This window comes from Caballeronia sp. RCC_10, assembly GCF_041360715.1.
Classification (GTDB): Bacteria; Pseudomonadota; Gammaproteobacteria; order Burkholderiales; family Burkholderiaceae; genus Caballeronia; species Caballeronia grimmiae.
On the sequence record NZ_JBFUPT010000004.1, the window covers coordinates 237,633 to 260,850 of the forward strand.

At 61.9% G+C, this 23,218-nt stretch carries 25 protein-coding genes and 2 riboswitches; of the genes, 10 read left to right on the top strand and 15 right to left on the bottom strand.

Annotated elements, in window-relative coordinates:
• Positions 1–85 precede the first annotated feature (85 nt).
• The 4 genes from AB6804_RS10835 to AB6804_RS10850 form a co-directional block, all read right to left on the bottom strand.
• A complete protein-coding gene (locus AB6804_RS10835) occupies positions 86–925 on the bottom strand; it encodes an ABC transporter permease (RefSeq protein WP_244795748.1) in 840 nt (279 codons plus the stop codon).
• A 5-nt stretch (positions 926–930) separates the two neighbouring features.
• The gene (locus AB6804_RS10840; RefSeq protein WP_370886457.1) at positions 931–2,202 is read right to left on the bottom strand and encodes an ABC transporter permease; all 1,272 of its coding nucleotides are present in this window, start codon (positions 2,200–2,202) and stop codon (positions 931–933) included.
• Between the two features lie 78 nt (positions 2,203–2,280).
• Positions 2,281–3,324, bottom strand: coding sequence for an ABC transporter substrate-binding protein (locus AB6804_RS10845; RefSeq protein ID WP_370886458.1), 1,044 nt, complete (start codon positions 3,322–3,324; stop codon positions 2,281–2,283).
• A gap of 72 nt (positions 3,325–3,396) precedes the next feature.
• Complete coding sequence (locus AB6804_RS10850) at positions 3,397–4,500, bottom strand: ABC transporter ATP-binding protein (RefSeq protein ID WP_370886459.1); 1,104 nt, start codon at positions 4,498–4,500, stop codon at positions 3,397–3,399.
• Between the two features lie 194 nt (positions 4,501–4,694).
• Between AB6804_RS10850 and AB6804_RS10855 the strand changes: the two genes are divergently transcribed.
• Entirely contained in the window at positions 4,695–6,197 is a 1,503-nt protein-coding gene (locus AB6804_RS10855) for a PLP-dependent aminotransferase family protein (RefSeq protein WP_370886460.1), read from the top strand.
• On the opposite strand, the gene AB6804_RS10860 is transcribed toward AB6804_RS10855, so the two are convergent.
• The 3 genes from AB6804_RS10860 to AB6804_RS10870 form a co-directional block, all read right to left on the bottom strand.
• A complete protein-coding gene (locus tag AB6804_RS10860; RefSeq protein ID WP_280519424.1) occupies positions 6,194–6,319 on the bottom strand; it encodes a hypothetical protein in 126 nt (41 codons plus the stop codon). The genes AB6804_RS10855 and AB6804_RS10860 overlap by 4 nt on opposite strands.
• A gap of 36 nt (positions 6,320–6,355) precedes the next feature.
• On the bottom strand, positions 6,356–6,700 hold the full coding sequence (locus AB6804_RS10865; RefSeq protein ID WP_370886461.1) for a DUF4148 domain-containing protein: 345 nt from the start codon (positions 6,698–6,700) through the stop codon (positions 6,356–6,358).
• Positions 6,701–6,850: 150 nt separating this feature from the next.
• A complete protein-coding gene (locus AB6804_RS10870; RefSeq protein ID WP_035964591.1) occupies positions 6,851–7,861 on the bottom strand; it encodes a LysR family transcriptional regulator in 1,011 nt (336 codons plus the stop codon).
• Between the two features lie 205 nt (positions 7,862–8,066).
• On the opposite strand from AB6804_RS10870, the gene AB6804_RS10875 reads away from it, so the two are divergent.
• The 5 genes from AB6804_RS10875 to AB6804_RS10895 all read left to right on the top strand — a co-directional run bounded on the left by AB6804_RS10875 (position 8,067) and on the right by AB6804_RS10895 (position 15,252).
• Positions 8,067–8,885 (top strand): alpha/beta hydrolase, encoded by an 819-nt coding sequence (locus tag AB6804_RS10875; RefSeq protein ID WP_035964589.1) that lies wholly within the window; start codon positions 8,067–8,069, stop codon positions 8,883–8,885.
• A 56-nt stretch (positions 8,886–8,941) separates the two neighbouring features.
• Positions 8,942–10,138, top strand: coding sequence for an efflux RND transporter periplasmic adaptor subunit (locus AB6804_RS10880; protein ID WP_370886462.1), 1,197 nt, complete (start codon positions 8,942–8,944; stop codon positions 10,136–10,138).
• A 31-nt stretch (positions 10,139–10,169) separates the two neighbouring features.
• The gene (locus AB6804_RS10885) at positions 10,170–13,370 is read left to right on the top strand and encodes an efflux RND transporter permease subunit (protein ID WP_035964585.1); all 3,201 of its coding nucleotides are present in this window, start codon (positions 10,170–10,172) and stop codon (positions 13,368–13,370) included.
• A 23-nt stretch (positions 13,371–13,393) separates the two neighbouring features.
• The gene (locus AB6804_RS10890) at positions 13,394–14,884 is read left to right on the top strand and encodes an efflux transporter outer membrane subunit (RefSeq protein ID WP_370886463.1); all 1,491 of its coding nucleotides are present in this window, start codon (positions 13,394–13,396) and stop codon (positions 14,882–14,884) included.
• A 146-nt stretch (positions 14,885–15,030) separates the two neighbouring features.
• A complete protein-coding gene (locus AB6804_RS10895) occupies positions 15,031–15,252 on the top strand; it encodes a hypothetical protein (protein WP_370886464.1) in 222 nt (73 codons plus the stop codon).
• A 6-nt stretch (positions 15,253–15,258) separates the two neighbouring features.
• On the opposite strand, the gene ppk2 is transcribed toward AB6804_RS10895, so the two are convergent.
• Positions 15,259–16,155, bottom strand: coding sequence for a polyphosphate kinase 2 (gene ppk2 / locus AB6804_RS10900; protein ID WP_035964579.1), 897 nt, complete (start codon positions 16,153–16,155; stop codon positions 15,259–15,261).
• A 201-nt stretch (positions 16,156–16,356) separates the two neighbouring features.
• On the opposite strand from ppk2, the gene lhpI reads away from it, so the two are divergent.
• On the top strand, positions 16,357–17,280 hold the full coding sequence (gene lhpI, locus AB6804_RS10905) for a bifunctional Delta(1)-pyrroline-2-carboxylate/Delta(1)-piperideine-2-carboxylate reductase (protein WP_370886465.1): 924 nt from the start codon (positions 16,357–16,359) through the stop codon (positions 17,278–17,280).
• A 79-nt stretch (positions 17,281–17,359) separates the two neighbouring features.
• The gene (locus tag AB6804_RS10910; RefSeq protein WP_370886466.1) at positions 17,360–17,698 is read left to right on the top strand and encodes a hypothetical protein; all 339 of its coding nucleotides are present in this window, start codon (positions 17,360–17,362) and stop codon (positions 17,696–17,698) included.
• A 55-nt stretch (positions 17,699–17,753) separates the two neighbouring features.
• On the opposite strand, the gene AB6804_RS10915 is transcribed toward AB6804_RS10910, so the two are convergent.
• Genes AB6804_RS10915 through AB6804_RS10925 form a run of 3 tightly spaced genes read right to left on the bottom strand, consistent with a single transcriptional unit; the run spans position 17,754 to position 19,089 of the window.
• Positions 17,754–18,068 (bottom strand): antibiotic biosynthesis monooxygenase, encoded by a 315-nt coding sequence (locus AB6804_RS10915; protein WP_370886467.1) that lies wholly within the window; start codon positions 18,066–18,068, stop codon positions 17,754–17,756.
• A 37-nt stretch (positions 18,069–18,105) separates the two neighbouring features.
• On the bottom strand, positions 18,106–18,477 hold the full coding sequence (locus tag AB6804_RS10920; RefSeq protein ID WP_370886468.1) for a DUF1428 domain-containing protein: 372 nt from the start codon (positions 18,475–18,477) through the stop codon (positions 18,106–18,108).
• 27 nt (positions 18,478–18,504) lie between these two features.
• Positions 18,505–19,089, bottom strand: a complete 585-nt coding sequence (locus tag AB6804_RS10925; RefSeq protein WP_370886469.1) for a histidine phosphatase family protein — start codon at positions 19,087–19,089, stop codon at positions 18,505–18,507.
• Between the two features lie 51 nt (positions 19,090–19,140).
• Positions 19,141–19,263, top strand: a riboswitch (cobalamin riboswitch).
• A 29-nt stretch (positions 19,264–19,292) separates the two neighbouring features.
• On the opposite strand from AB6804_RS10925, the gene AB6804_RS10930 reads away from it, so the two are divergent.
• Complete coding sequence (locus tag AB6804_RS10930) at positions 19,293–19,529, top strand: CbtB-domain containing protein (RefSeq protein WP_035964566.1); 237 nt, start codon at positions 19,293–19,295, stop codon at positions 19,527–19,529.
• Positions 19,530–19,538: 9 nt separating this feature from the next.
• Positions 19,539–20,303 (top strand): CbtA family protein, encoded by a 765-nt coding sequence (locus tag AB6804_RS10935; protein ID WP_370886470.1) that lies wholly within the window; start codon positions 19,539–19,541, stop codon positions 20,301–20,303.
• Here AB6804_RS10935 and AB6804_RS10940 read toward each other — a convergent pair.
• Genes AB6804_RS10940 through AB6804_RS10955 form a run of 4 tightly spaced genes read right to left on the bottom strand, consistent with a single transcriptional unit; the run spans position 20,300 to position 22,876 of the window.
• Positions 20,300–20,536 (bottom strand): DUF1289 domain-containing protein, encoded by a 237-nt coding sequence (locus AB6804_RS10940; RefSeq protein WP_370886471.1) that lies wholly within the window; start codon positions 20,534–20,536, stop codon positions 20,300–20,302. The genes AB6804_RS10935 and AB6804_RS10940 overlap by 4 nt on opposite strands.
• Positions 20,533–21,831: a cobyrinate a,c-diamide synthase gene (locus AB6804_RS10945; protein ID WP_370886472.1), complete on the bottom strand. Its 1,299-nt coding sequence runs from the start codon at positions 21,829–21,831 to the stop codon at positions 20,533–20,535. Before AB6804_RS10945 ends, AB6804_RS10940 begins: the two co-directional genes overlap by 4 nt.
• The gene (gene cobO, locus AB6804_RS10950) at positions 21,831–22,433 is read right to left on the bottom strand and encodes a cob(I)yrinic acid a,c-diamide adenosyltransferase (protein WP_370886473.1); all 603 of its coding nucleotides are present in this window, start codon (positions 22,431–22,433) and stop codon (positions 21,831–21,833) included. Before cobO ends, AB6804_RS10945 begins: the two co-directional genes overlap by 1 nt.
• Positions 22,430–22,876, bottom strand: a complete 447-nt coding sequence (locus AB6804_RS10955) for a cobalamin biosynthesis protein (RefSeq protein ID WP_370886474.1) — start codon at positions 22,874–22,876, stop codon at positions 22,430–22,432. The genes cobO and AB6804_RS10955 overlap by 4 nt, the downstream gene beginning before the upstream one ends.
• 57 nt (positions 22,877–22,933) lie before the next feature.
• A riboswitch (cobalamin riboswitch) is annotated at positions 22,934–23,175 on the bottom strand.
• Between the last annotated feature and the right edge of the window lie 43 nt (positions 23,176–23,218).

Consider the following 23,218-nt stretch of genomic DNA (forward strand, 5'->3'; position numbering starts at 1 on the left):
AATTCGAAAGAAGCGTCGCAGCGTTCCGGCGTTATTGCAATAAAACCGGGCTGCAACGACACGCGCGAAGCAGCCCGGCAGCACCTCACCCCGCCACGGCCCGAGCCGCCGCGCGACCGCGCAACCATTCGAGCGCCAGCAGCAGACTCGTCGAAAATACGATGAGAATCGTCGCCAGCGCGGCGATTGTCGGACTGATGTTTTCGCGGATGCCCGTGAACATCTGGCGCGGCAGCGTCGTCTGTTCCGCGCCGGCGAGAAAGAGCGTGACGACGACTTCGTCGAACGATGTCGCGAACGCGAACAGCGCGCCCGATATCACGCCCGGCGCGATCACCGGCAGCGTCACGCGAAAGAACGTCGTCAGCGGGTTCGCGCCGAGCGACTGGCTCGCGCGCACGAGATTCGTGTTGAAGTTCTGCAGTGTGGCGGCGACCGTCGTCACGACGAACGGCACGCCGAGCGCCGCGTGCGCGAGAATCAGGCCGAAGTACGTGTTCGCGATCCCGAGCGGCGCAAAGAACAGATACATGCCAACGCCGACGACGATCACCGGCACGATCATCGGCGAGATGAGCACCGCCATCAGCAGGCCCTTGCCGGCGAAGTTCGCTTTCGTCAGCCCGACTGCGGCGAGTGTGCCGAGGATCGTCGCGACCAGCGTCGCCGATGGCGCGACGATGAAGCTGTTCTTTGCGGCCATGCGCCACTCGTCCGACATGACGAGGTTGTGATACCAGCGCATCGAGAAGCCGGGAATCGGATAAACGAGAAAGGTGCTCGAGGAAAACGACAGCGGCACGATGGCCAGCACCGGCAGAATCAGATACAGCAGCGTCAGCACGCACAGAATGCGCAACGCGAAGTACCAGATGCGCTCGATGGCGGACGTGTGCGGCGCGAACAGCGGTTTGGCGAGTTTCATCTCTGTTACCCCAGGCTCACGTTCGAGCGCGTGAAGCGCCCGTAGACGACGTACAGCACCAGCGTCGCGGCGAGCAGCAGCGCGCCGAGGGCGCAGGCCATGCCCCAGTTGATGGTCACGTTCGTGAAATAGGCGATGTAGTAGCTCACCATCTGGTCGTTCGGTCCGCCGAGCAGCGCTGGCGTGATGTAGTAGCCGATCGCCAGAATGAACACCAGCAGCACGCCCGCGCCGATGCCGGGATAAGTCTGCGGTACATACACGCGCCAGAACGCGGCGAACGGATGGCTGCCGAGCGATACCGCCGCGCGCTGATAAGTCGGCGGCACCGACTTCATCACGCTGTACAGCGGCAGGATCATGAAGGGCAGAAGAATGTGGGTCAGCGAGATATAGACGCCCACGCGGTTGAAGAGCAGCGCGAGCGGCGAGCCGATCAGCCCGCTGCCGATCAGCGCCTTGTTGATGAGCCCTTCGCTTTGCAGCAGCACGATCCACGCGGCGACGCGCACGAGCACGGAGGTCCAGAACGGTATCAGCACGAGGACCATCACGAGGTTCGCGCGGCGCGCGGGCAGCGTCGAGATCCAGTAGGCGAGCGGGTAGCCGAGCAGCAGCGCGAACAGCGTCACCGCGAAGCCGATCACGAAGGTGCGCCCGAACACGTTGAGATAGATGGACTGGTCGGGATCGGCGTGGACGATGTTGCCGAACCCGTCCTGTTTATGATCGAGCGACGCCAGCAAATAGAACGGCGACAGCCGGCTCGCGTTCTTCGCGATGGCTTGCCAGTAGGCCGGATCGTTCCAGCGCTCGTCGATGTCGATGATCTTCGCGCGCAACTGCGGCGGCGCGAGCGGCTTGCCGTCGTCGCCGGTGAGCGGCATCGCGCGAGCGGTCTTCGCAACGAGCGAGCGATATCCCGGAATCTCCGTGTTCAGGCGCCGGGCGAGCGCGCCCATCGAATCGCCGTCCTGGATCGCCGTGAGGTCTTGCGCGAGCGCGGCGTAGGCGGCATCGGGCGGCGCGGCCTTGCGGTCCCAGCCGGCGAGCGCCGCGCCGGTATGCGGCAACGCGTTCGCCACTTCCGGATTTTCGATGGCGCGCGTGAGCAGCGCGCCGATCGGCACCACGAAGATCAGAAACAAAAAAATGGCGAGCGGTGCGATCAACGCAAGCGCCATCGCGCGTTTCTTGGCGTCGGCGAGCTTCAGCTCTTTTTTCAGGCGCGCGGTCGATTCGCCCGACTCGTCCACGGCGATCGTGATGGTGTTCACGCTGGTGTCTCCCTGCAACTTGGCGGTAACGAGGCCGCGCCTCACAGGAAGCGCGACCGTCGCACCGCAGTCAGCCACTTACTTCGATGCCCACGCCGAGAAGCGCTGTTCCAGTTCATCGCCGTGATCGGTCCAGAACGCCATGTCCTGCAACACCGCGTTCTTCGCGTTGGCCGGCGAGTTCGGCATATCGGCCTGCGTCTTCGCATCCAGCGCGGTGATCGCGGCCTTGTTCACCGGACCATAGGCGATGTGCTGCGCATACTCCTGCTGCGGCTTCTGCGACACCGAATACGCGATGTACTGCGTCGCCACGTCCTTGTTCGGCGAGCCCTTCGGAATGGCCCAGTAATCGAGGTCGTAGATGCTGCCGTTCCACACGACCTTGAGGTTCTTGCCCTCTTTGCGCGCGGCATCGATACGACCGTTGTACGCGGTGGACATGACGACATCGCCCGCAACGAGGAACTGCGGCGGCTGTGCGCCGGCCTCCCACCACTGGATGCTCGGCTTCAGCTCGTCCAGCTTCTTGAACGCGCGATCCGCGCCGGCCTTGGTCCCCAGCACCTTATAGACATCCTTCGGCGCGACGCCATCGGCCATCAGTGCGAATTCGAGGTTGTAGCGCGCACCCTTGCGCATGCCGCGCTTGCCCGGGAATTTCTTCGTGTCCCAGAAGTCCGCCCAGCTGGCCGGCGCGCTCTTGAGCTTGTCGGCGTTATAGGCGAGGGCCGTCGACCAGACGAAGAAACCGACGCCGCAGGTTTGCGGCGACTCGGGCACGAGTTCGGATTTCTTCGCGATCTTCGACCAGTCGAGCTTTTCGTACAGACCTTCGTCGCAGCCACGGCCGAGATCGCCCGATTCGACTTCGACCACGTCCCAGTTCACGTGCTTGGCTTCGACCATCGCCTTGACCTTGGCCTGCTCGCCGTTGTACTCGACCGCCGTGACCTTGTTGTTGGTCGACTTCTCGAAAGGCTGATTGAACGCGACCTTCTGCGCGTCGCCATTAGCCCCGCCGAAGTTGACGACGGTGAGGTCCGCCGCGAACGCGACCGATACGCTCGTCGCGCACACGAGCGCGGCGGCTCCCTTGGAACACAGTGCGAACTTCCTCATGGTGGTTTCCTCTGCTTGGTTTTATCGATTGACTGCGGAAAAGGGCATGCGCGCGGCACGCCGGGGAACGTCTCACGCGAACACGCGCAAATGCTCGGGCGCGAATTCCAGTGCGATCGGCGCGCCGGGCGTAAAGCCTGCGAGTGCTTCGGTGCCGAGCGGCACCTTGACGAAACACTCGTCCTGATCGCGCACGCCGCAGCGCATGCGCACGTGGTCGCCGAAATAGATGAGGCTTCTGGCTTCACCCGCGAGCGCATTGGGTCCGTTGGCGCCGTTCATGCGGTGCGCGCCGGCTGCGAGCTTCATGCGTTCGGGCCTAATGCACGCCACCGCCGACGCCCCGGCGTTCGCCTTCGCCACGTTCAGGCCCGAAAGCCGCGTGCCGTCCGCGAGCCGTATCTCGCAGTAATCGCCTTGCGTATGTTCGATGGTGCCCCGCAGCCGGTTGCTGTCGCCGATGAAGTTGGCGACGAACTCGTTGCACGGCGCTTCATAGAGGTGATCGACGGTATCGAGCTGCTGCACGATGCCCTTGTCGAACACGGCGACGCGGTCGCTCATGGTGAGCGCCTCGCCCTGATCGTGCGTGACGTACACGAAGGTGACGCCGAGCTTCTCGTGCAGCGACTTCAGTTCGTACTGCATGTGCTCGCGAAGCTGTTTGTCCAGCGCGCCGAGCGGCTCGTCCATCAGCACGAGCTTCGGCTCGAACACGAGCGCGCGAGCCAGCGCGATGCGCTGCTGCTGACCGCCCGACAACTGCGCCGGATAACGCTTCGCGAAGCTCTCCATGCGCACCATCTTCAGGGCGTTGTTGACGCGATGAGCACGTTCCTCGGCGGACATCTTGCGCACTGTCAGCGGATATTCGACGTTCTGCTGCACCGACAGATGCGGAAAGAGCGCGTAGTTCTGAAACACCATGCCGATGTCGCGCTTGTGCGGCGGCACTTTGTTGAGCAGCTTGCCGTCGAGCCAGATTTCACCGCCCGTCGGGAATTCGAAGCCCGCGAGCATCATGAGGCACGTGGTCTTGCCGGAGCCGGACGGCCCGAGCAGCGTAAGGAATTCGCCTTGATAGATGTCGAGATCGAGAGACTTCACGACGAGCGTTTCGCCGTCGTAAGTCTTTCGGACGCCGCGAAAGCTGACGATCACCTGATCGGATTTCATCTTCCGTGTCTCCTTCGGAAAGCTGAATGCGGGTATTTCGGATGCCGGCGCCGCAACGGGACGGCGAGCGGCTCCGGAAATTTTTTCCACTACTTGCGCTAACTATAGCGTGAGACGGTTCTACAATGGGGAACCATTTCAATATTCATCGGGGAGCCACTTCCGGCATTGGCACCTCGTCCCGGGACAGCACCTTGACTACGATTCACCTTGCAGAATGGCTGAATGCGCGAATCGACCGCACGCGCGAAGAGCCGGTCTACCGGCAACTGCTCGAGGCGATGCAGCAGGCCATTTTGACCGGTCAGCTTGCGTCGGGGGCGAAGCTGCCGAGCTCGCGCATGCTGGCGGCCGATATTGGCGTCGCGCGCAATACGGTGCTGCACGTGTACGAGCAGTTGACGGCCGAAGGCTATGTCACGTCGACGACCGGCAGCGGCACCTATGTCGCCGATACCGCCCCGAACGACCGTGCGGCCGTGCGCAAGCAGCAGGAACCGGCCGACGAAACGCCGCGCAAGCCTTGTCTGATATCGAAGCGGGGGGCGCGGTTGATCGCCCACGCGGGCGTCGCGCCGAAGCAGTGGGGCGCGTTCATGCCGGGCGTGCCGGATGTGGCGGAGTTTCCGTCGCGCACGTGGAGCCGTCTGCAGTCGCGGCTCTGGAAGCGCGCGAGTCCCGACCTGCTGACGTATGCGCCGGGCGGCGGGTACCGGCCGCTACGGCGCGCGTTGTCGGACTATCTGCGCGTCGCGCGTTCGGTGAAATGCACGCCGGATCAGATCATCATCACGACGGGCATTCATCAATCGATCGATCTCGCGGTGCGTCTTCTGACCGATAGCGGCGATCGCGCGTGGGTCGAGGAGCCGTGCTACTGGGGCGTGCGCAGCGTGCTGCAGGCGTCGGGGCTAGCGCTCGTGCCCGTGCCCGTCGACGAAGAAGGCCTCAATCCCAGCGCGCGCGACATGGCCGCGCCGCCGCGCATTGCGCTCGTGACGCCGTCGCATCAGTATCCGCTCGGCATGGTGATGAGTCTCGCGAGGCGTCGTGCGCTGCTCGAATTCGCGCGGCAGCATGGCGTGTGGATCATCGAAGACGACTATGACAGCGAGTTCCGTTATCGCAGCCGGCCGCTATCGTCGCTGCAGGGACTCGACGACGCGGGGCAGGTCATCTATGTCGGCAGTCTCGGCAAGATGATGTTTCCCGGCTTGCGCATGGGCTATATGGTCGTGCCGGAGAATCTCGTCGATACGTTCCGCACCGGCGTCGCGGAGCTTTATCGCGAAGGCCAGTTGATGCAGCAGGCGGTGATGACGGAATTCATTCTGGATGGGCATTTGACGTCGCATGTGCGGCGCATGCGCGGCCTTTACGATGAACGCCGTCAGTTGCTCATCGACGCGATCGGCGCGCATTTCGGTGAAACGCTCGCCGTGCGTGGCGACGAAGCGGGCCTGCACTTCGTGCTCGAATTGCCCGGCAACGCGAGCGATCGCGCGATCACCGACGATGCGCTCGCGAGCGGCGTGGTCACGCGTCCGCTCACGCACTACTACATGAATCAGCACGACGCGCGCAGGGGTTTGATGCTGGGCTATGCGTGTGTGCCGAACGCCGAGATCGCGCCCGCCTTTGCGAAGCTGGCGGGCGTGATCGAGCGGGCGTTGAGCGCGGTGGAAGCGGGTTCCTAGAGAATCTCGGCGTCGATGTGCTGTTGAGTTTCGTCCGGTGCGAACGGACGCCAAACGGGCGCGTCCGTCGAGAAATCATCGAGCAATGAGAATTGCTCCAGTGCCGATTCGGTATCGAACATGGACTTATCCTTCGAATAGTTAGAATGACGAACGAATCAGCGTGAGCTCAGATTCGCGGCGGCCGGCGCGCCATTCGCGTAATTGACGATTGCCCGGTTGTGCGCTTCTGCCTGCGCGGCGACAGCATCGCCCCACATGCTTCGCGAAGGATAGGTATTGCGATTGAGCGCCGGCAAAGAGCCGTTCGAATAGGCTGCGGCAAGTTCGGCCCGCACTTGCGCACGCGTCTTGGGCGTTTCGCTTGCGCTTGCCGTGCTTTGCGTAGGCGTGAGATACGTTCCCGCACGGCCGATTCCCTGGCCGCCTTCCGCAAAAGCGGTGCTCGAGATCACGGCGGACACAGCGGCGAGCGAGAGGCTCGTGAGCAGATAGCGTTTCATGGTGCGACTCCTTTCGATCCTTCGGGATACGGCGCATCATGTGAATGAACGATGCGCCGTGACAGGACGAAATGTAGTCGCGCCGGTGCGGCGGATAAATGGGCTATTGACGAATAGATTTATCTATTGCGGCGAATAATCGGCGAGCCGTCAAACGACCACGTCCGCCGTGCCCGCGACTTCGGGCGTGCCGTGGCGAACGATCATCGGCGATGCGGTGCTCGTCGGCAGGCAGCGTTCTTCCGCTTCCTTCTGTCCCTGCAGCAGCGGGCAGCGTTCGAACAGTTCCGCCACCCAGTCCACGAACACGCGCACCTTCGGCGACAAATGCCGGTTGTGCGGGTACACCGCTGAAATGGGCATCGGCATCGGGCTCCATTGCGGCAACAGTTCGACGAGTTCGCCCGAACGCAGATACGGCAGCGCCATGAATCGCGGCACCTGAACGATGCCCACGCCCTTGAGCCCGCAACTCAGATACGCTTCGGCATCGTTCACCGCGATCATGCCGCGCATCTTCACTTCGATGGTCTCGCCGTCCACGACGAAATCCATGTCCATGATTCGCCCAGTCCGGCTCGAGAAGTAATTGACGGCCGTGTGGTTCTGCAGATCGTCGAGCGTCGTCGGCGTGCCGTTGCGTTCCAGATATTGAGCGCTTGCCACCGTGACGCCCTGAAACACGCCGATGCGCCGCGCGACAAGACTCGAATCCTGCAGCGTGCCGACGCGAATCACGCAATCGACGCCTTCCTGAATGAGATCGACCGGCTTGTCGCCGAAGCCCATCATCAGTTCGATGTCCGGATAGCGCGTGTGGAAATCGCATAGCTGGGGCATGACGATCAGCCGCCCGATGGCCCCCGGCATGTCCACGCGCAACTTGCCGTGCGGCCCCTTGCCGTTGTTCGAGAACGTGCTCTCGGCTTCCTCGATGTCCGCGAGGATGCGCACGCATCGCTCGTAGTAGGCGGCGCCGTCCGGCGTGAGATTGAGCCTGCGCGTGGTGCGCTGAAGCAGCCGCACGTTGAGAAAGGCTTCGAGGTTCTGAATGATCGTCGTCACCGATGCACGCGGCAGGTTCAGCGTGTCCGCTGCACGCGAAAAGCTGTTGGTGTCGACGACGCGAGTAAAGACCTGCATTGCTTGTAGCCGATCCATTTTCGTACCTTCGATGCTTATAGAGGCAGGGAATTAAGCGGCTGGCTAAGAAAATCGCCGGGAGCTTAAGCGATGATTGTTCGGGGCGACCGAATTGTGTTGCCGGATTATAGGCATTTATTAAAAAAGGCGCGGACTCCAGAATTCGCACCATCGCAACTCATGCGTGACGGCCTTGCAAACAGGGCTGTGCACGGAAATAACCATGGCATCACTGCTGGATTTGGAGCAAGGACCGAGACTGTGCATCGAAGAGGTGCGCATTGCGGGCCATGTGCAGCCCATCATGCTGCGCAGCTATCGCCCCGCGTCGGACGGCACCGTCCTGCCCATCGTCCTCTATTTTCATGGCGGTGGTTTTACAAGCGGCACACTCGACGATGCCGACATCGCCGCCGCGACCATCGCACGCGATACGCCCGCATGGGTCGTGTCGGTGGCTTATTCGCTGGCGCCGCAGTATCCGTTTCCGGCCGCGCCCGAGGATGGCTATCGCGCGGCGCAATGGGCCGTGGCGCATGCACGCGCTCAGCGCGCGGACCCGCAGCGAGTGGGTGTGGCGGGCCACGATGCGGGCGGCAATCTCGCGACATGTGTCGCTGCCATTGCACGCGATCGCGGCGACATTCGCATGTCGGCGCAAGTGCTGCTCGCGCCGCTGCTCGATCCGAGCATGACGCGCGTCGCCGATGAGCGCAAGGTGCTGTGCCCCGATCTCGAACTGAGCGAATGCGCGCGCTGTTATCGCGCTTACCTGCCGAATCCGTCGCAACGTTTGCATCCGTATGCGGCGCCGCTCGAATCGCGTCGTCTTGCTGGCCTGCCTCCTGCATTGATCGCGAGCGCCGAGCATGACCTGCTGCACATCGAGGCTGAAAAGTACGCAGCGGAACTGATCTCCGCGGGCGTGCCCACCGAAGTGACGCGGCATTGCAAGGCATCGCATCAGGCGCTTGCCGCGCATCCCGACGCATTGGCCGATGTCGTCGCATTCTTCAGGAAGCGGCTTGCGCGCACCAAATAAGCGCTAAGCCCGAGCACCATAAAAAAACAATCTCAACGCAACCGGAGCCTTTCATCATGTTCTTCACTCGCAAACGCATCTACGCCGCGCTAGGCGCTGCGTTGGTCATCGCAGGCGCGGGCGGCTATACCGCCTGGCGCGGCCACGGCGACGCGGCGATCAACGAAGCCAAAGCCGCAGCGCATAGCCCCACTGCCACCGAAGTCGATGTCGCGACCGTCATTTCGAAGACCATCACCGACTGGCAAAGCTACTCGGGCAGGCTCGAAGCGGTGGACCACGTGGATATTCGCCCGCTCGTGCCCGGCACGATCGTCGCGGTGCATTTCAAGGATGGCGCGCTCGTGAAGAAGGGCGATCCGCTGTTCACGATCGATCCGCGTCCCTATGTAGCCGAAGTGGATCGCGCGCAGGCGCAACTCGCGGCGGCGCAGGCCCGCAACGGCTACACATCGACGGACGCCGCGCGTGCCGAACGTCTGCTCACGGATAACGCGATCGCCAAGCGCGATTACGACGAGAAGCAAAACGCCGCACGCGAGGCCGTCGCCAACCTGAAGGCTGCGCAAGCCGCCGTCGAGACCGCGAAAATCAATCTTGCCTATACGCGCATCACCGCGCCGGTGTCGGGGCGTGTATCGCGTGCGGAACTGACGGTGGGGAACATCGTATCGACGGGCAGCAATGCGCCCTTGCTGACGACGCTGGTGTCGGTCTCGCCGATCTACGCATCGTTCGATGTCGACGAACAAACGTATCTGCGCTATCTCGGCCGCGACGCGGGCCACACCGTGCCGGTGTCGCTCGGGCTTGCCAACGAAGATGGTTATTCACGGGAAGGCGTCGTCGATTCCGTCGATAACCGCCTCGATACGACGTCCGGCACGATCCGCGTGCGTGCGCGCTTCAACAATCCGGACGGCTCGCTGGTGCCGGGGCTGTACGCACGCATCAAAGTGGGCGGCGGCACGCCTCACCCGGCGGTGCTCGTCGACGATGCCGCCATCGGCACCGATCAGGACAAGAAGTTCGTGATGGTCGTCGACAAGGACAACCGCGTGCAGTATCGCGAAGTCACGCTCGGTCAGACACATGACGGCTTGCGCGTGATTGCTAAAGGACTGGAAGCGGGCGAACGCATCGTCGTGAACGGATTGCAGCGCGTGCGTCCGAACGATGTCGTCAAAGCCAACGGTGTCGCGATGAACAACAGCGGCGATGCGCCCGTCGTGAAGACGGCATCGGCGCAGTGATTCGCGTGATCCGCAACGGAAAGAACTCGTCATGAACATATCCAAATTCTTCATCGACCGCCCGATCTTTGCGGGCGTGTTGTCGGTGGTCGTGCTGCTGGCGGGCATCATCGCGATGTTCAAGCTGCCGATCTCCGAGTATCCGGAAGTCGTGCCGCCATCGGTCGTCGTGCATGCGCAATATCCCGGCGCGAACCCGAAGGTGATTGCGGAGACCGTGGCTTCGCCGCTCGAAGAGCAGATCAACGGCGTCGAAGACATGCTGTACATGCAGTCGCAGGCGAACAGCGACGGCAATCTCACGACGACCGTCACGTTCAAGCTCGGCACCGATCCCGACAAGAACACGCAGCTCGTGCAGAACCGCGTGAATCAGGCGCTGCCGCGCTTGCCGCAGGACGTGCAGCGGCTCGGCGTGACGACGATCAAGTCATCGCCGACGCTCACCATGGTGGTTCACCTGAACTCGCCGAACGGCCGCTACGACATGACGTATTTGCGCAATTACGCGCTCATCAACGTCAAGGATCGGCTCGAACGTATCGCCGGTGTGGGTGAAGTGCAGTTGTGGGGCTCGGGCGATTATTCGATGCGCGTCTGGCTCGATCCGCAAAAGGTCGCGCAGCGCGGCATGACGGCAACCGATGTCGTCAACGCGATCCGCGAGCAGAACGTGCAGGTTGCGGCTGGCGTGATCGGCGGTTCGCCGACGCTGCCCAACGTGCCGCTCCAGTTGAACGTGAATGCGCGCGGCCGCTTGCAGAACGAGTCCGAGTTTCGCGACATCGTGCTGAAAACTTCGCCGGATGGCGCCGTCACGCATCTTAGCGATGTTGCGCGCGTCGAACTCGCGGCATCCGAATACGGCCTGCGCTCGCTGCTCGACAACAAGTCGGCCGTCGCAATCGCGATCAACCAGCAACCGGGCGCGAACTCGCTGCAGATCTCCGACGAAGTGCGCAAGACGATGAAGGAACTGCAGGCCGACATGCCTGCGGGCCTCGAGTATCAGATCGTCTATGACCCGACGCAGTTCGTGCGCTCCAGTATCGAGGCGGTCATTCATACGCTCGTCGAAGCGATTGCGCTCGTCGTGCTGGTGGTGATCGTGTTCCTGCAAACGTGGCGTGCTTCGATCATTCCGCTGCTTGCTGTGCCGGTGTCGATCGTCGGGACGTTCTCGCTGTTGCTTGCGTTCGGCTTCTCGATCAACGCGCTGTCGCTGTTCGGCATGGTGCTCGCGATCGGTATCGTGGTCGACGATGCGATCGTCGTCGTGGAAAACGTCGAGCGCAATATCGAAGCGGGATTGTCGGCGCGAGATGCCACGTATCAGGCGATGCGCGAGGTGAGCGGGCCGATCATCGCGATTGCCCTGACGCTCGTTGCCGTGTTCGTGCCGCTCGCGTTCATGTCCGGCCTGACGGGGCAGTTCTACAAGCAGTTCGCGATGACCATCGCGATCTCGACGGTGATCTCCGCGTTCAACTCGCTGACGCTGTCGCCGGCGCTCGCAGCGCTTCTTCTGAAGGGCCACGATGAGCCGAAAGACTGGCTCACGCGTGGAATGGATCGCGTGTTCGGCGGCTTCTTCCGCGGCTTCAACAAGGTCTTCCATCGCGGATCGGACGCGTACGGCAAGGGCGTCACCCGCGTCATCAACCGCAAGGCGATCATGATGGTCGTGTATGCGGTGCTGCTTGGCGGTGCGGTGCTGATGGGCAAGCTCGTGCCGGGCGGCTTCGTGCCCGCGCAGGACAAGGAGTATCTGATCAGTTTCGCGCAGTTGCCGAATGGCGCATCGCTCGATCGCACCGAAGGCGTGATCCGCCAGATGAGCGACATCGCGCTGAAGCAGCCGGGCGTGGAAAGCGCAGTGGAATTTCCGGGCCTGTCGGTGAACGGCTTCACGAATTCGTCGAGCGCGGGCATTGTCTTCGTCACGCTCAAGCCGTTCAAGGACCGCGTGCATGACAAGTCGCTGTCGGCCAATGCCATTGCCGGTGCGTTGAATCAGAAGTATGCGGGCATCAAGGGCTCGTTCATCGCCGTGTTCCCCCCGCCGCCGGTGCTCGGTCTCGGCACGCTCGGCGGCTTCAAGATGCAGCTCGAAGATCGCGGCGCGCTCGGCTATGCGGCGCTCGCCGATGCAACGCAAGCGTTCATCAAGCGCGCATCGCAGACGCCCGAACTCGGGCCGACGTTCTCGAGCTATCAGATCAACGTGCCGCAACTGAACGTGGATCTGGATCGCGTGAAAGCGAAGCAACTCGGCGTTTCGGTCACGGATGTGTTCGACACGATGCAGGTCTATCTCGGCTCGCTCTATGTCAACGACTTCAACCGCTTCGGACGCGTGTACCAGGTGCGCGTGCAGGCCGATGCGCCGTTCCGTGCGAATCCCGAAGACATCGGGTTGCTGAAGACGCGCAACGCGAACGGGGACATGGTGCCGCTTTCGTCGCTCGTGAAGGTATCGCCGACGTATGGCCCGGAAATGGTGGTGCGTTACAACGGCTACACGGCGGCCGATATCAACGGCGGTCCTGCGCCGGGATATTCGTCGGGCCAGGCACAGGCGGCTGCGGAACGCATTGCGGCTGAAGTGCTGCCGCGCGGGATCAAGTTCGAATGGACGGACCTTACGTATCAGCAGATTCTCGCGGGCAACGCTGCACTGTGGGTGTTCCCGATCAGCGTGCTGCTCGTGTTCCTCGTGCTTGCCGCGTTGTATGAAAGCCTGACGTTGCCGCTCGCGGTGATCCTCATCGTGCCGATGAGCATCCTCTCCGCGCTGCTCGGCGTATGGCTCACGGATGGCGACAACAACATCTTCACGCAGATCGGCTTGATGGTGCTCGTGGGCTTGTCGGCGAAGAACGCCATTCTTATCGTGGAGTTCGCACGCGAGCTGGAAATGCAGGGACGTTCGATCGTGCAGGCTGCGATCGAAGCGAGCCGCTTGCGTCTGCGCCCGATTCTGATGACATCCATCGCGTTCATCATGGGCGTGGTGCCGCTGGTGTTGTCGTCGGGTGCGGGCTCGGAGATGCGTCATGCGATGGGTGTTGCAGTGTTCTTCGGCATGCTCGGCGTAACGCTCTTCGGTCTGATGCTGACGCCGGTGTTCTACGTGATCCTGCGCAAACTGAGCCGCACGGAACACGTGACGGACAAGCACGGCACGCATCCGCAGATGCGCGGTATCGGTGCTTCGTACGAAGCGCAATGAGGTGGATGATGAATAAGTCGCTAATGAAACGATGGTTGGGCTTGCCTGCATTGATGGCGTCGCTGCTCGTGGTCGCGGGATGTTCGCTTGCGCCGACCTATGAAAAGCCGGATGTGAATCCGCCGGCTGCGTACAAGGAAACGCCGACGCTGTCGCCATCGGAAGCGGGTACGTGGAAGACCGCGCAGCCTTCGGAAGAAATGCTGCGCGGCGAGTGGTGGACCGTGTTCGACGACCCCACGCTCAACGATCTCGAACGTCAGGCGCAAGAGGCGAATCAGAATCTGAAGGCTGCGGCGGCGCGCGTGAAGGAATCGCGCGCAATCAATCAGACGGCGCGTGCAGGTCTCTTTCCGACGCTCGATGCAGGCTTCGGTCCGACACGGGAGAAGTTCTCGCCGGCCTCGCAATTCCTGCCGCCCGACGGGAACGTTCCGGCGCAGACGTTGTGGCGCGCGCAAGCGAGCGTGTCGTATGAAGTCGATCTGTTCGGCCGCGTCTCGGACTCGGTGCAGGCGGCCAACGCGGACACGGAACAAAGCCAGGCGTTGTTCCGGTCGGTGCAGCTTGCATTGCAGGCGGATGTCGCGCAGAACTACTTCAATCTTCGCGAGCTGGATGCGGAAGCCGATGTATTCTCGCGCACTGTGTCCCTGCGTGAAGAAGCGCTCAAGCTCGTGCAGCGGCGCTTCGCGGAAGGCGATATCAGCGAACTCGACGTCGCGCGTGCGCGCTCCGAACTGGCGACCGCTCGTTCCGATGCGATGACGGTGCAACGCTTGCGCGCGGCATCGGAGCATGGTCTTGCGGTGCTGCTCGGCAAGGCGCCCGCGCAATTCACGATGGCCGCCAACCCGCTCAAGCCGGTGACGGTGCGCTTGCCGCCGGGCTTGCCTTCGTCGTTACTCGAACGCCGTCCGGATATCGCTGCAGCGGAGCGGTCCATGGCCGCAGCGAATGCGCGCATCGGCGTGGCAAAGGCGGCGTTCTTTCCGTCGTTGACCTTGACGGGATCGGGCGGCTTCGAATCGGCGACGCTCGGCGATCTCTTCAACTGGTCGAGCCGCACCTTCCTGCTCGGGCCGTTCGCGGGCACGATGCTCAATCTGCCGATCTTCGATGGCGGGCGTCGCAAGGGCAATCTCGCGAATGCGCGCGCCATTTATGAAGAGGACGTGGCGAATTATCGTCAGCAAGTGCTGGTGGCGTTCCGTGAAGTCGAAGACAACCTGTCGGATTTGCGCATCCTCGAAACGCAGACCACGACGCAGGCGGATGCGGTGAACGCATCGGTGCGCGCCGCGCAGCTTTCACGCAGGCAGTACACGGAAGGCGCGGTGAATTACCTCGATGTGATCGACGCCGAACGCACCGTGTTGCAGTCGCAGCGCGCGGCCGTTCAGCTTGCGGGGACGCAGGCGGTATCGACGGTGAACCTGATACGCGCGCTTGGCGGCGGATGGGGCGATGCGATGCCCACGCCGGTTCCCGAACCGAGTCTCGCGAAAAACTGATGCCGGTCTTTGGCCCCGCTGAATGCGGGGCCTTTTTGTTTCCGACCGCGATTGTTCGCTTCAAGGAACATATGTCTTCACTTGCAGCCCATTTATCGGCATCGCTCCGATCCATAGAATACAAGTCATGGGAATGGGAGCCGCCAATGAGAGCCTTGATCGCCAGACAAATCTATCAACCTGCTGTCGTGCTGCCTTTGCTGCTGCTCATGCGGCTCATGGTCACGCTCGACTTCAATCTCGCGCAAGTCATGTTCGTGATGCTGCTCAGAGGTTCGCAGCACGCTTATCAGTTCGTCGCGCGTCAGGCGGTGCATCGTGAGCGCGGACAGGCAATCGAACGCATTGCCTGCCGTCACTGCTGCTAAGGTTCATCAATAGACTTCGGGAACGTACATCTCCTGCGGCACGGGCTGGCGTAAATAATCGGGATTGAATACGCGCTCGGGCAGCTGTATTGAAGAATGCTCGATCTCGTGATACGGCACCTGACTCAACAGGTGATGAATGCAGTTGAGGCGTGCGCGCTTCTTGTCGACGGCCTGCACCACCCACCACGGCGCTTCCGGTATGTGCGAGCGTTGCAGCATGACTTCCTTCGCGGCCGTATAGGCTTCCCATCGGCGGCGGCTTTCGAGATCCATCGGGCTCAGCTTCCACTGCTTCAACGGATCTTCGATGCGCGCCTGAAAGCGCACTTCCTGTTCATCGTCGGTAATCGAAAACCAGTACTTGATGATCTGAATGCCGCTGCGCACCAGCATCTTCTCGAACTCCGGCACTGAGCGAAAGAATTCTTCGTACTCTTCGTCGGTGCAGAAGTGCATCACGCGTTCGACGCCCGCGCGGTTGTACCAGCTTCGATCGAACAACACGATCTCGCCGCCAGCCGGCAGATGCGACACATAACGCTGGAAATACCATTGCGTACGCTCGCGGTTGTTCGGCGCAGGCAGCGCAGCGACGCGGCATACACGCGGATTGAGACGCTGCGTAATGCGTTTGATTGCTCCGCCTTTGCCGGCGGCGTCGCGTCCCTCGAAAATGACGACGAGCCTGTGTCCCGTGTGCACGACCCAGTCCTGCAACTTGACGAGTTCGCCTTGCAAGCGAAATAGCTCGCGGAAATAGGTCTTGCGGATCGCCCGTTCTTCATCGGAGAAGGCCGCTTCGCCGTCCATCAGGCGGTCGTCGATCTCCATCTCGAACTCTTCGTCGTAGCTGTCGATCAGGTCGGCGTGAAAACGGCGCTGTTTGTCCGTCATGTTCATGTCGTGCTCCGGAATGCATCTGGTTCGCGCGGTCGTTCGTGAGGCGGCGCGGGACCGCCGATTATGACCGCTTGGCGTTGCAGTCATATGACGCCGCAATGGATTCGTCCATTGTAGAAAGGCTCGCGCTTTATGACACGCGTTCGTGCGCCGTTAGAATATTCCGGCGCTTGGCGCTAAAACTCAGAGAGGCGACTCACGATGACCGACACTTTCGATGCAGTGCAAACCGCGCGCCTATTGCCTTACGATCGCCTCGTCGACACCCTGGCCGCGACGATGCTCGATTACACGGCGGGCCGCATCGTCAGTCCAGAGCGCATGGTCGTGCCGCTCGCGCACGGCGGCGTGATGTTGTCGATGCCCGCGTCCGCCGACGATATCGCCATGCACAAGCTCGTGAACGTGTGCCCCGGCAACGGTGCGCTGGGCTTGCCGACGATACACGGGCAGGTCAGCGCATTCAATGCTGCAACCGGTGCGCTGCAGTTCATGCTGGACGGTCCGACCGTCACGGGCCGCCGAACCGCCGCGGTATCCATGCTTGCCATTCGCACGCTCGCCGCACAAGCGCCTCGGGCAGTGCTCGTTATCGGTTCCGGCAAACAGGCCGCGCATCATGTCGAGGCGCTTGCGAGTCTTTATCCCGAAGCGCGCATCCATGTTCTCGGCTCGCGGCCGGGCCGCGCGGGCGTGTTCTTCGAGGAGAACGCGGGGTTGTCCGCCAATATGGAACCGCTCGAACACGGGTCGGTGCCTGATTTGATCGACGTCGTGATTACGGCGACAACGAGCAAAACGCCGGTCTATATGCAGCCCGCGAACCCGGCTCGGCTCGTCATCGGCGTGGGCGCATTCACGGCGGACGCGGCCGAAATCGCGCCGTCGATCATTCATGCCAGCGAGCTTTATGTCGACGATCCCGCTGGCGCTCGCCACGAAGCGGGGGACTACATTCTCGCGGATGTCGACTGGAATGCAGTGACGCCGCTTGCGTCGGCGCTTGTTTCACGCAGCGTTTCGGGCCGTCCTGTGGTATTCAAGTCGGTCGGCTGTGCGGCGTGGGATCTCGCTGCATGCCGCGTCGCGAAGGCTGTCCTATCGGCGCAAGAGGCAAGCGCGTAAGCGGGTTGGAACGATCTTTGCTGTCTATTAAACAGACAAAGCGCTTCGGGCGCAGGGCACTTCAGCGAAGATCAGACCAATGAACAGTCGAAACGAAACGGATTGGACCGCACGGCCGGCATTGCGCCGGACGGCGTTCGATGGACAGCGCGACGGTGCGGGCGAATCGCATGGCGTGCGTGCCGCACATCCCACTCCTGCCGGGCGCGCAGCCCCGCCCGCCGCCTACTTCATCTCCGTGCTGGAACTGGCGACCGGCGAGAAGCTAGGCAACGAAGAGCGGGTGCGCGCCGTGGCCATGCTCGAATCGCAGTTCGGCGAAGGACGGCCCCGGACCTTGAAGGAAGCCGTACGCATTTGCGCCGCCGCAATCGATTCTTCGACGTTGCAACGGATGGCTCGCGGGGCAAAGGCCTAGTCAATTGCGATTGCAGCTTTAGCGCGTTTTTTCATAGACGTGTAAAACGCACGTGTTAGCTGATCGTCTGAATGACTTCGAAGCCTTCGAATTCCGGATGACCCAGATAAAGCTGACGTGTTTCGCCGCCCGCGTTGCGATGAGCGGCGCGAAACGCGTCCGAGCGCGTCCAGTCTTCGAATGCGGCACGATTCGCCCAGATCGTATGGCTCGAATAAAGCACGTGGTCGTCCTTGACCGGGCCTTTTAGCAGATGAAACTCGACGAAGCCGGGCACTTCCTTCAGATGAGTATCGCGGCTCGTCCACAGCCGTTCGAAATCTGACTCGGCGCCCGGTACGATCTTGAAGCGATTCATGGCGATGAACATGTCGATGCTTTTCCTTTGTGAATTGCGCTAATTGCGCTCAGGCGCTGCCGAGTTCGACCAGCGTTTTGAATCCGCCGAAGAACATGCGTTTTCCGTCGAACGGCGGCGGAGCCTTCTCCATCATGGCCTTCAGCCGAGGGTCGTTCATGACTTTCTCGTTCACTGCGTCGCGTTGCTCTCGCGAATCGTAAAGTATCCACGAGAACGCAACTGTTTCGCCTTCCTTTAGCTGAACGCTCTGCGGAAACGAAGTGAGTTCGCCCGGTTTGACGTCATCGGCGATGGCTTCGACGAACTGCAACGCGCCGTGTTCGAGCCAGATGTTGCCGGCTTCCTCGGCCATGGCCCGGTATGCATCGATCTTGTCGATTGGCACGGGTACGACGAAACCATCAACGTAGTGCGCCATGTGAGTCTCCTTAAATGTGCGGCAGCGTCATGCGCTGTCGATGCTTTTGAGCCTCGCGCTGGCATCGAAGTTTCGTACGGACCATAAACGATGCGCTGCATCGTATGTCAGCTGTATCGACGACAAGGGCGCGAAATCCATTCTCAGCGAAGACGCCAGCGCTTCGCCGCGCACATGCGCGAGCGCCGCTTTCACGACGATCGCATGCGTGACCACGATGCAGCATTCATGCGACGCATCGTTGCCGATACGCGTCAGCGCCCCGGCAACGCGTTCCGCGAGCATCGCGATGCTCTCGCCGCCATGCGGACGCGCATTCACATCCGATAACCACGCAGCGATGTTTTCCGCTTCCTGCTGCGCAATCTCGCGAATGGCATGGCCACGCCAGCGGGCATAGTCGATATCGTCGAACGCAGGGTCGATTGTGAATTGACTCGTCAGCCACGAGGCCGTCTCGCGCGCTGCGGCGGCGGGACTCGAAATGACAGGAACGTCGCGAGGAAGATCGAAGCGCGTGAGTTCGCCGCGCTCGGCGGGTTCGTTACCGGTCGGAAAGCGCGCGGCTTTCATCGCATGCGTAGCGGCATGGCAAAGCAGAATAACGTTCACTTCAATCAATCGCCCTAAGAGCAGCATTGCTTTACTTTGCCGGTAATCGTCATAGAATGGCAAGCTTGCAGTGCGAGGAAGCCGGTGCAAACCCGGCACGGTCGCGCCACTGTATGCGGGCGTTTCAAATAGATAGCCCGCGAGTCAGACCCCGCTGCAAGCTCTTCGTCTATCGGGACGCGCTTTTCCCAGGAGAACCATCCATGAATGCTTCCAACGCACCGGTCTTTTCCGCTGCTCCTTCTTTGCCGACAATCGACGCACCTGTCCCCATTCCGGTGCGCGAAGTCTTGCCTTGGGCCGTGTTCATCGGCCTCATTCTGCTAATCGCCATTTACTTCGTCGGCGCAGAGCAGGGCGCAACGTCGATTCTGTCGGGCACCTACGTCCACGAGTTCGTTCACGATGGCCGGCATTTGCTCGGCTTTCCGTGCCACTGAGGACGGACCATGATTCGCAGTCTGTTGATACGCGGCATGATCGCGGGACTCGTCGCGGGCCTGCTCGGCTTTGCGTTCGCAAAGACGGTGGGTGAAGCATCGGTCGAGCGCGCCATCGCTTTCGAAGCGCAGCACGAACATGCGCATGCAGGGCATGAAGGGGCGGCGCATTCACACGAACACGAAGGCGGCGAAGACATCGTTAGCCGCGATACTCAGGCGGGCTTAGGCTTGCTCACAGGCATCGCTGTATTCGGCACGGCGCTCGGCGGCATTTTCTCGCTTGTCTTCGCGGTCGCTTACGGGCGGCTCGGCGCTTTGCACGCGCGTGGCGTAGCGGCATTGCTCGCGATGTTCGGCTTCGTCAGCGTGACCGTCGCGCCGTTTCTCGTGTATCCGCCGAATCCGCCCGCCGTCGGCAATCCCGAGACCATAGGCGCGCGCACTGCGTTGTTCTTCGGCATCGTTGCAATTTCCATTGCGGCGGCGGCTTTTTCCGTGTGGTTGCAAAGGCGCTTGCATGGCACTCAGGGCAACTGGAATGCGACGATCATCGCGGGCGCTGCGTATTTCGCGTTGATGGTGCTTGCGCAATTCATCCTGCCGCGCGTCGACGAAGTGCCCGCTGGTTTCTCCGCATCGTTGCTCTGGAATTTTCGCGTGGCCGCCATCGGCATTCAGGCGATCATCTGGACGGCGCTCGGTCTTGTCTTTGGCGCACTCGCCGCCCGCGAACTGGAACGTCCTGCGCGGCGAACAATGGCGACGGTCTAAGCGATCTTTACGCCCGACACCGATGCTTGCCTGCCGGGCAATTCGTCGAGGAGGGCGAGCTTCGCGGCATCGTCCATCGATCTGAAGGCTTTGATTTCCGCGCGGCTTCTGAAGCATCCCGCGCACAGTTCGTGTGCGGGATCGATCTTGCATACGCCGGTGCAGGGCGAACCAATGGGTTCTTGCGCTTTCGCGCGTTCGATCGTGAAGGCGAGGTCCAGTGTCATCGTCATAGTGATTCGCCGCGAAACAGCGCGGCGGCTGCCGCCGGGTTCGACGGCCAATAAGCGTGCATATACGTTGCCGTGATGCGGCTCTGCCGATAAAGCGCTTCGCCTGCCGCGCCCGTCGTTGCATGCGTCGCGGTGAGTTGCGACTGCATCGGCGTATCGAGTGTCGAGTAGTGAAACGTGTGGCCGGTGAGCATGCCATGTGCAGTGTCGAGACGCTGCATCGCGAGGCGTGCGAGACGCCGCTGCATGGTTGCATTGCCGGGCAGCACGCCAAGCATCGCGTGCCGGTTGCCTTCGATATCCGTCAGCGTGTCGAGCAGATAGAGCATGCCGCCGCATTCCGCGACGACGATGCGATCGCGCGCAACGTGCTCCTTGATCGACGCTCGCGTGCATGCATTCGCTGCGAGCGTGGCCGCATGCAGTTCGGGGTAGCCGCCGGGAAGATAGAGCGCATCGGTATCGGCGGGCAGCGGTTCGTCGGCGAGCGGAGAGAACGTCGTGACGCTCGCGCCCATCGCGATCAACAAGTCGATGTTCGCCGGGTAGATGAAAGAAAACGCGGTATCGCGTGCGATGGCGATCCGCATGCCATCGAGCAGGCGGGGCGGTGCATCGAGCGTCGCATCTTCGAACTCGACGTGCGGCGGCAGGTCGCCAAGCGAGGTTGTTGCGATGGCATCGGCGGCGCGATCGAGGCGTGCATCGAGGCTCGCGATTTCCTGCGCTTGCGTCAGGCCGAGATGACGCTCGGGCAACGCGATATCGTCCGCGTTGGACAGATGCCCGCAGTAGTGCAATCCATCGGGAATGGCTTCGGCAAGCATCTGTGCATGACGCGCCGATGCCACGCGATTGGCGAGCACGCCATAGAACGGCACGTCCGTGCGATAACGCGCCAGCCCGAACGCCACCGCGCCGAACGTTTGTGCCATGCCATGCGCGCCGATCACGGCGAGTACGGGCACGTTGAACGCGGCGGCCAGATCGGCGCTGCTGGGCGTGCCATCGAACAAACCCATCACGCCTTCAATCAGAATGAGATCGGCTTCACGCGCTGCTTCCGCAAGCATCGCGCGGCAGGCATCGAGGCCGACCATCGACAGGTGCAGCGAATAGACGGGCCAGCCGCATGCCCGTTCGAGAATCATCGGATCGAGAAAATCCGGGCCGGTCTTGAAGACGCGCACGCGCCGGCCTTGCCGCGCATGATGGCGCGCAAGCGCGGCCGTCACCGTGGTCTTGCCTTGATGCGAGGCGCTCGCACCGATGAAGAGTGCAGGGCAGCGCGGCATCAGAATTCGACGCCGCGTTGCGCCTTGACGCCTTGCTCGCGATAAGGATGCTTCACGAGCCGCATCTCGGTGACGAGATCGGCGATGTCGACGAGCGCATCGGGCGCGTGACGGCCCGTCACGACGACATGCAGCATCGCGGGCCGCGCCTTCAGGACATCGAGCACTTCATCGAGTGGCAGATACTCGTATTTGAGCACGGTATTGAGTTCATCGAGCACGACCATCTGATACTCGCCGCTCTCGATCATGCGGCGCGCTTCATCCCAGCCTTTGCGCGCGGTCGCCATATCGGCTTCGCGGTTCTGCGTGTTCCACGTATAGCCATCGCCCATCGTGACGAAATCGCAATTCGCCATTGCGGCGAGGAAATCGCGCTCGGACGTATGCAACGCGCCCTTGATGAATTGCACGACGCCGAGCTTCATGCCGTGGCCGAGCACGCGCACCGCCATGCCGAATGCGGCTGTGGTCTTGCCCTTCCCATTGCCGGTATTCACGATCAACAAACCCTTCTCGTGATCGGCGGCGGCCTGCTTCTTTTCGTGGCCTTCCTTGCGACGCTGCGTCATGCGCAGATGCGATTCGGTATCGGTTTTCATGGGACTTTCGTATCTGATGGCGCGTTCTTCATTGCAATGGCGACAGTCACATCGCCGACGATGGTCTTCCCAAGCACGAGGCGTCCGCCGTGGCTTGCCAGTATCGCGCAAGGCTCGCACACGCCATCGACGTTCATGTGCTTGCCGGCATAAGGCGAATAGCTTGCTGGCGCTTCGGCAATCTCTTCCGTTCGGAAGAATTGCAAAGCCAGATCGTGTTGCTCACAAAACGCAAGCAAGCCTGCTTCATTCTCTTTAGCGGCAATGCTGGCGACCAGCGCAATATCCTCGAACAGAAAGGCGGTTGCGCCAAGCGCCGCGCGCACGGCGTGCTCTATGGCGTCCGCGCTTGCGCCTCGCCTGCAACCGATGCCGACGGCAAGATGGCGCCGATTCGCGCTAATGGTCATCATCGAAATGGAAAGGCAGCTTGCGCCGTGCATGCGTCCCTCGCGGATGCGCGGCGTTCGGCGAAGCGCGTCACATGCAATCACGCAATGCGCTTCGTTCCCTGCGCTGGCCGGTATCCGGGCTTGCGACCTCATCGTGCGGCCTTCCCGCTTTCGGCAGTGGCATTCGAGCACGATGCGCGGCATTGCACGATGACGATGCCGCCGGTCGCATACCGTTGCGGGGACAGCACAGGCTGGCGCGTGGTTCGTCTGACGAGCACGGCTTCCTGTTTCCCGTTTAACTGCGCGTTGCGTTGGAACGCGCGAGCACCAGTCGCGGGCCAAAGATACCATAGGCGCTTCTTCGAAGCGCGTGTTTCCTTGACGCTCGTG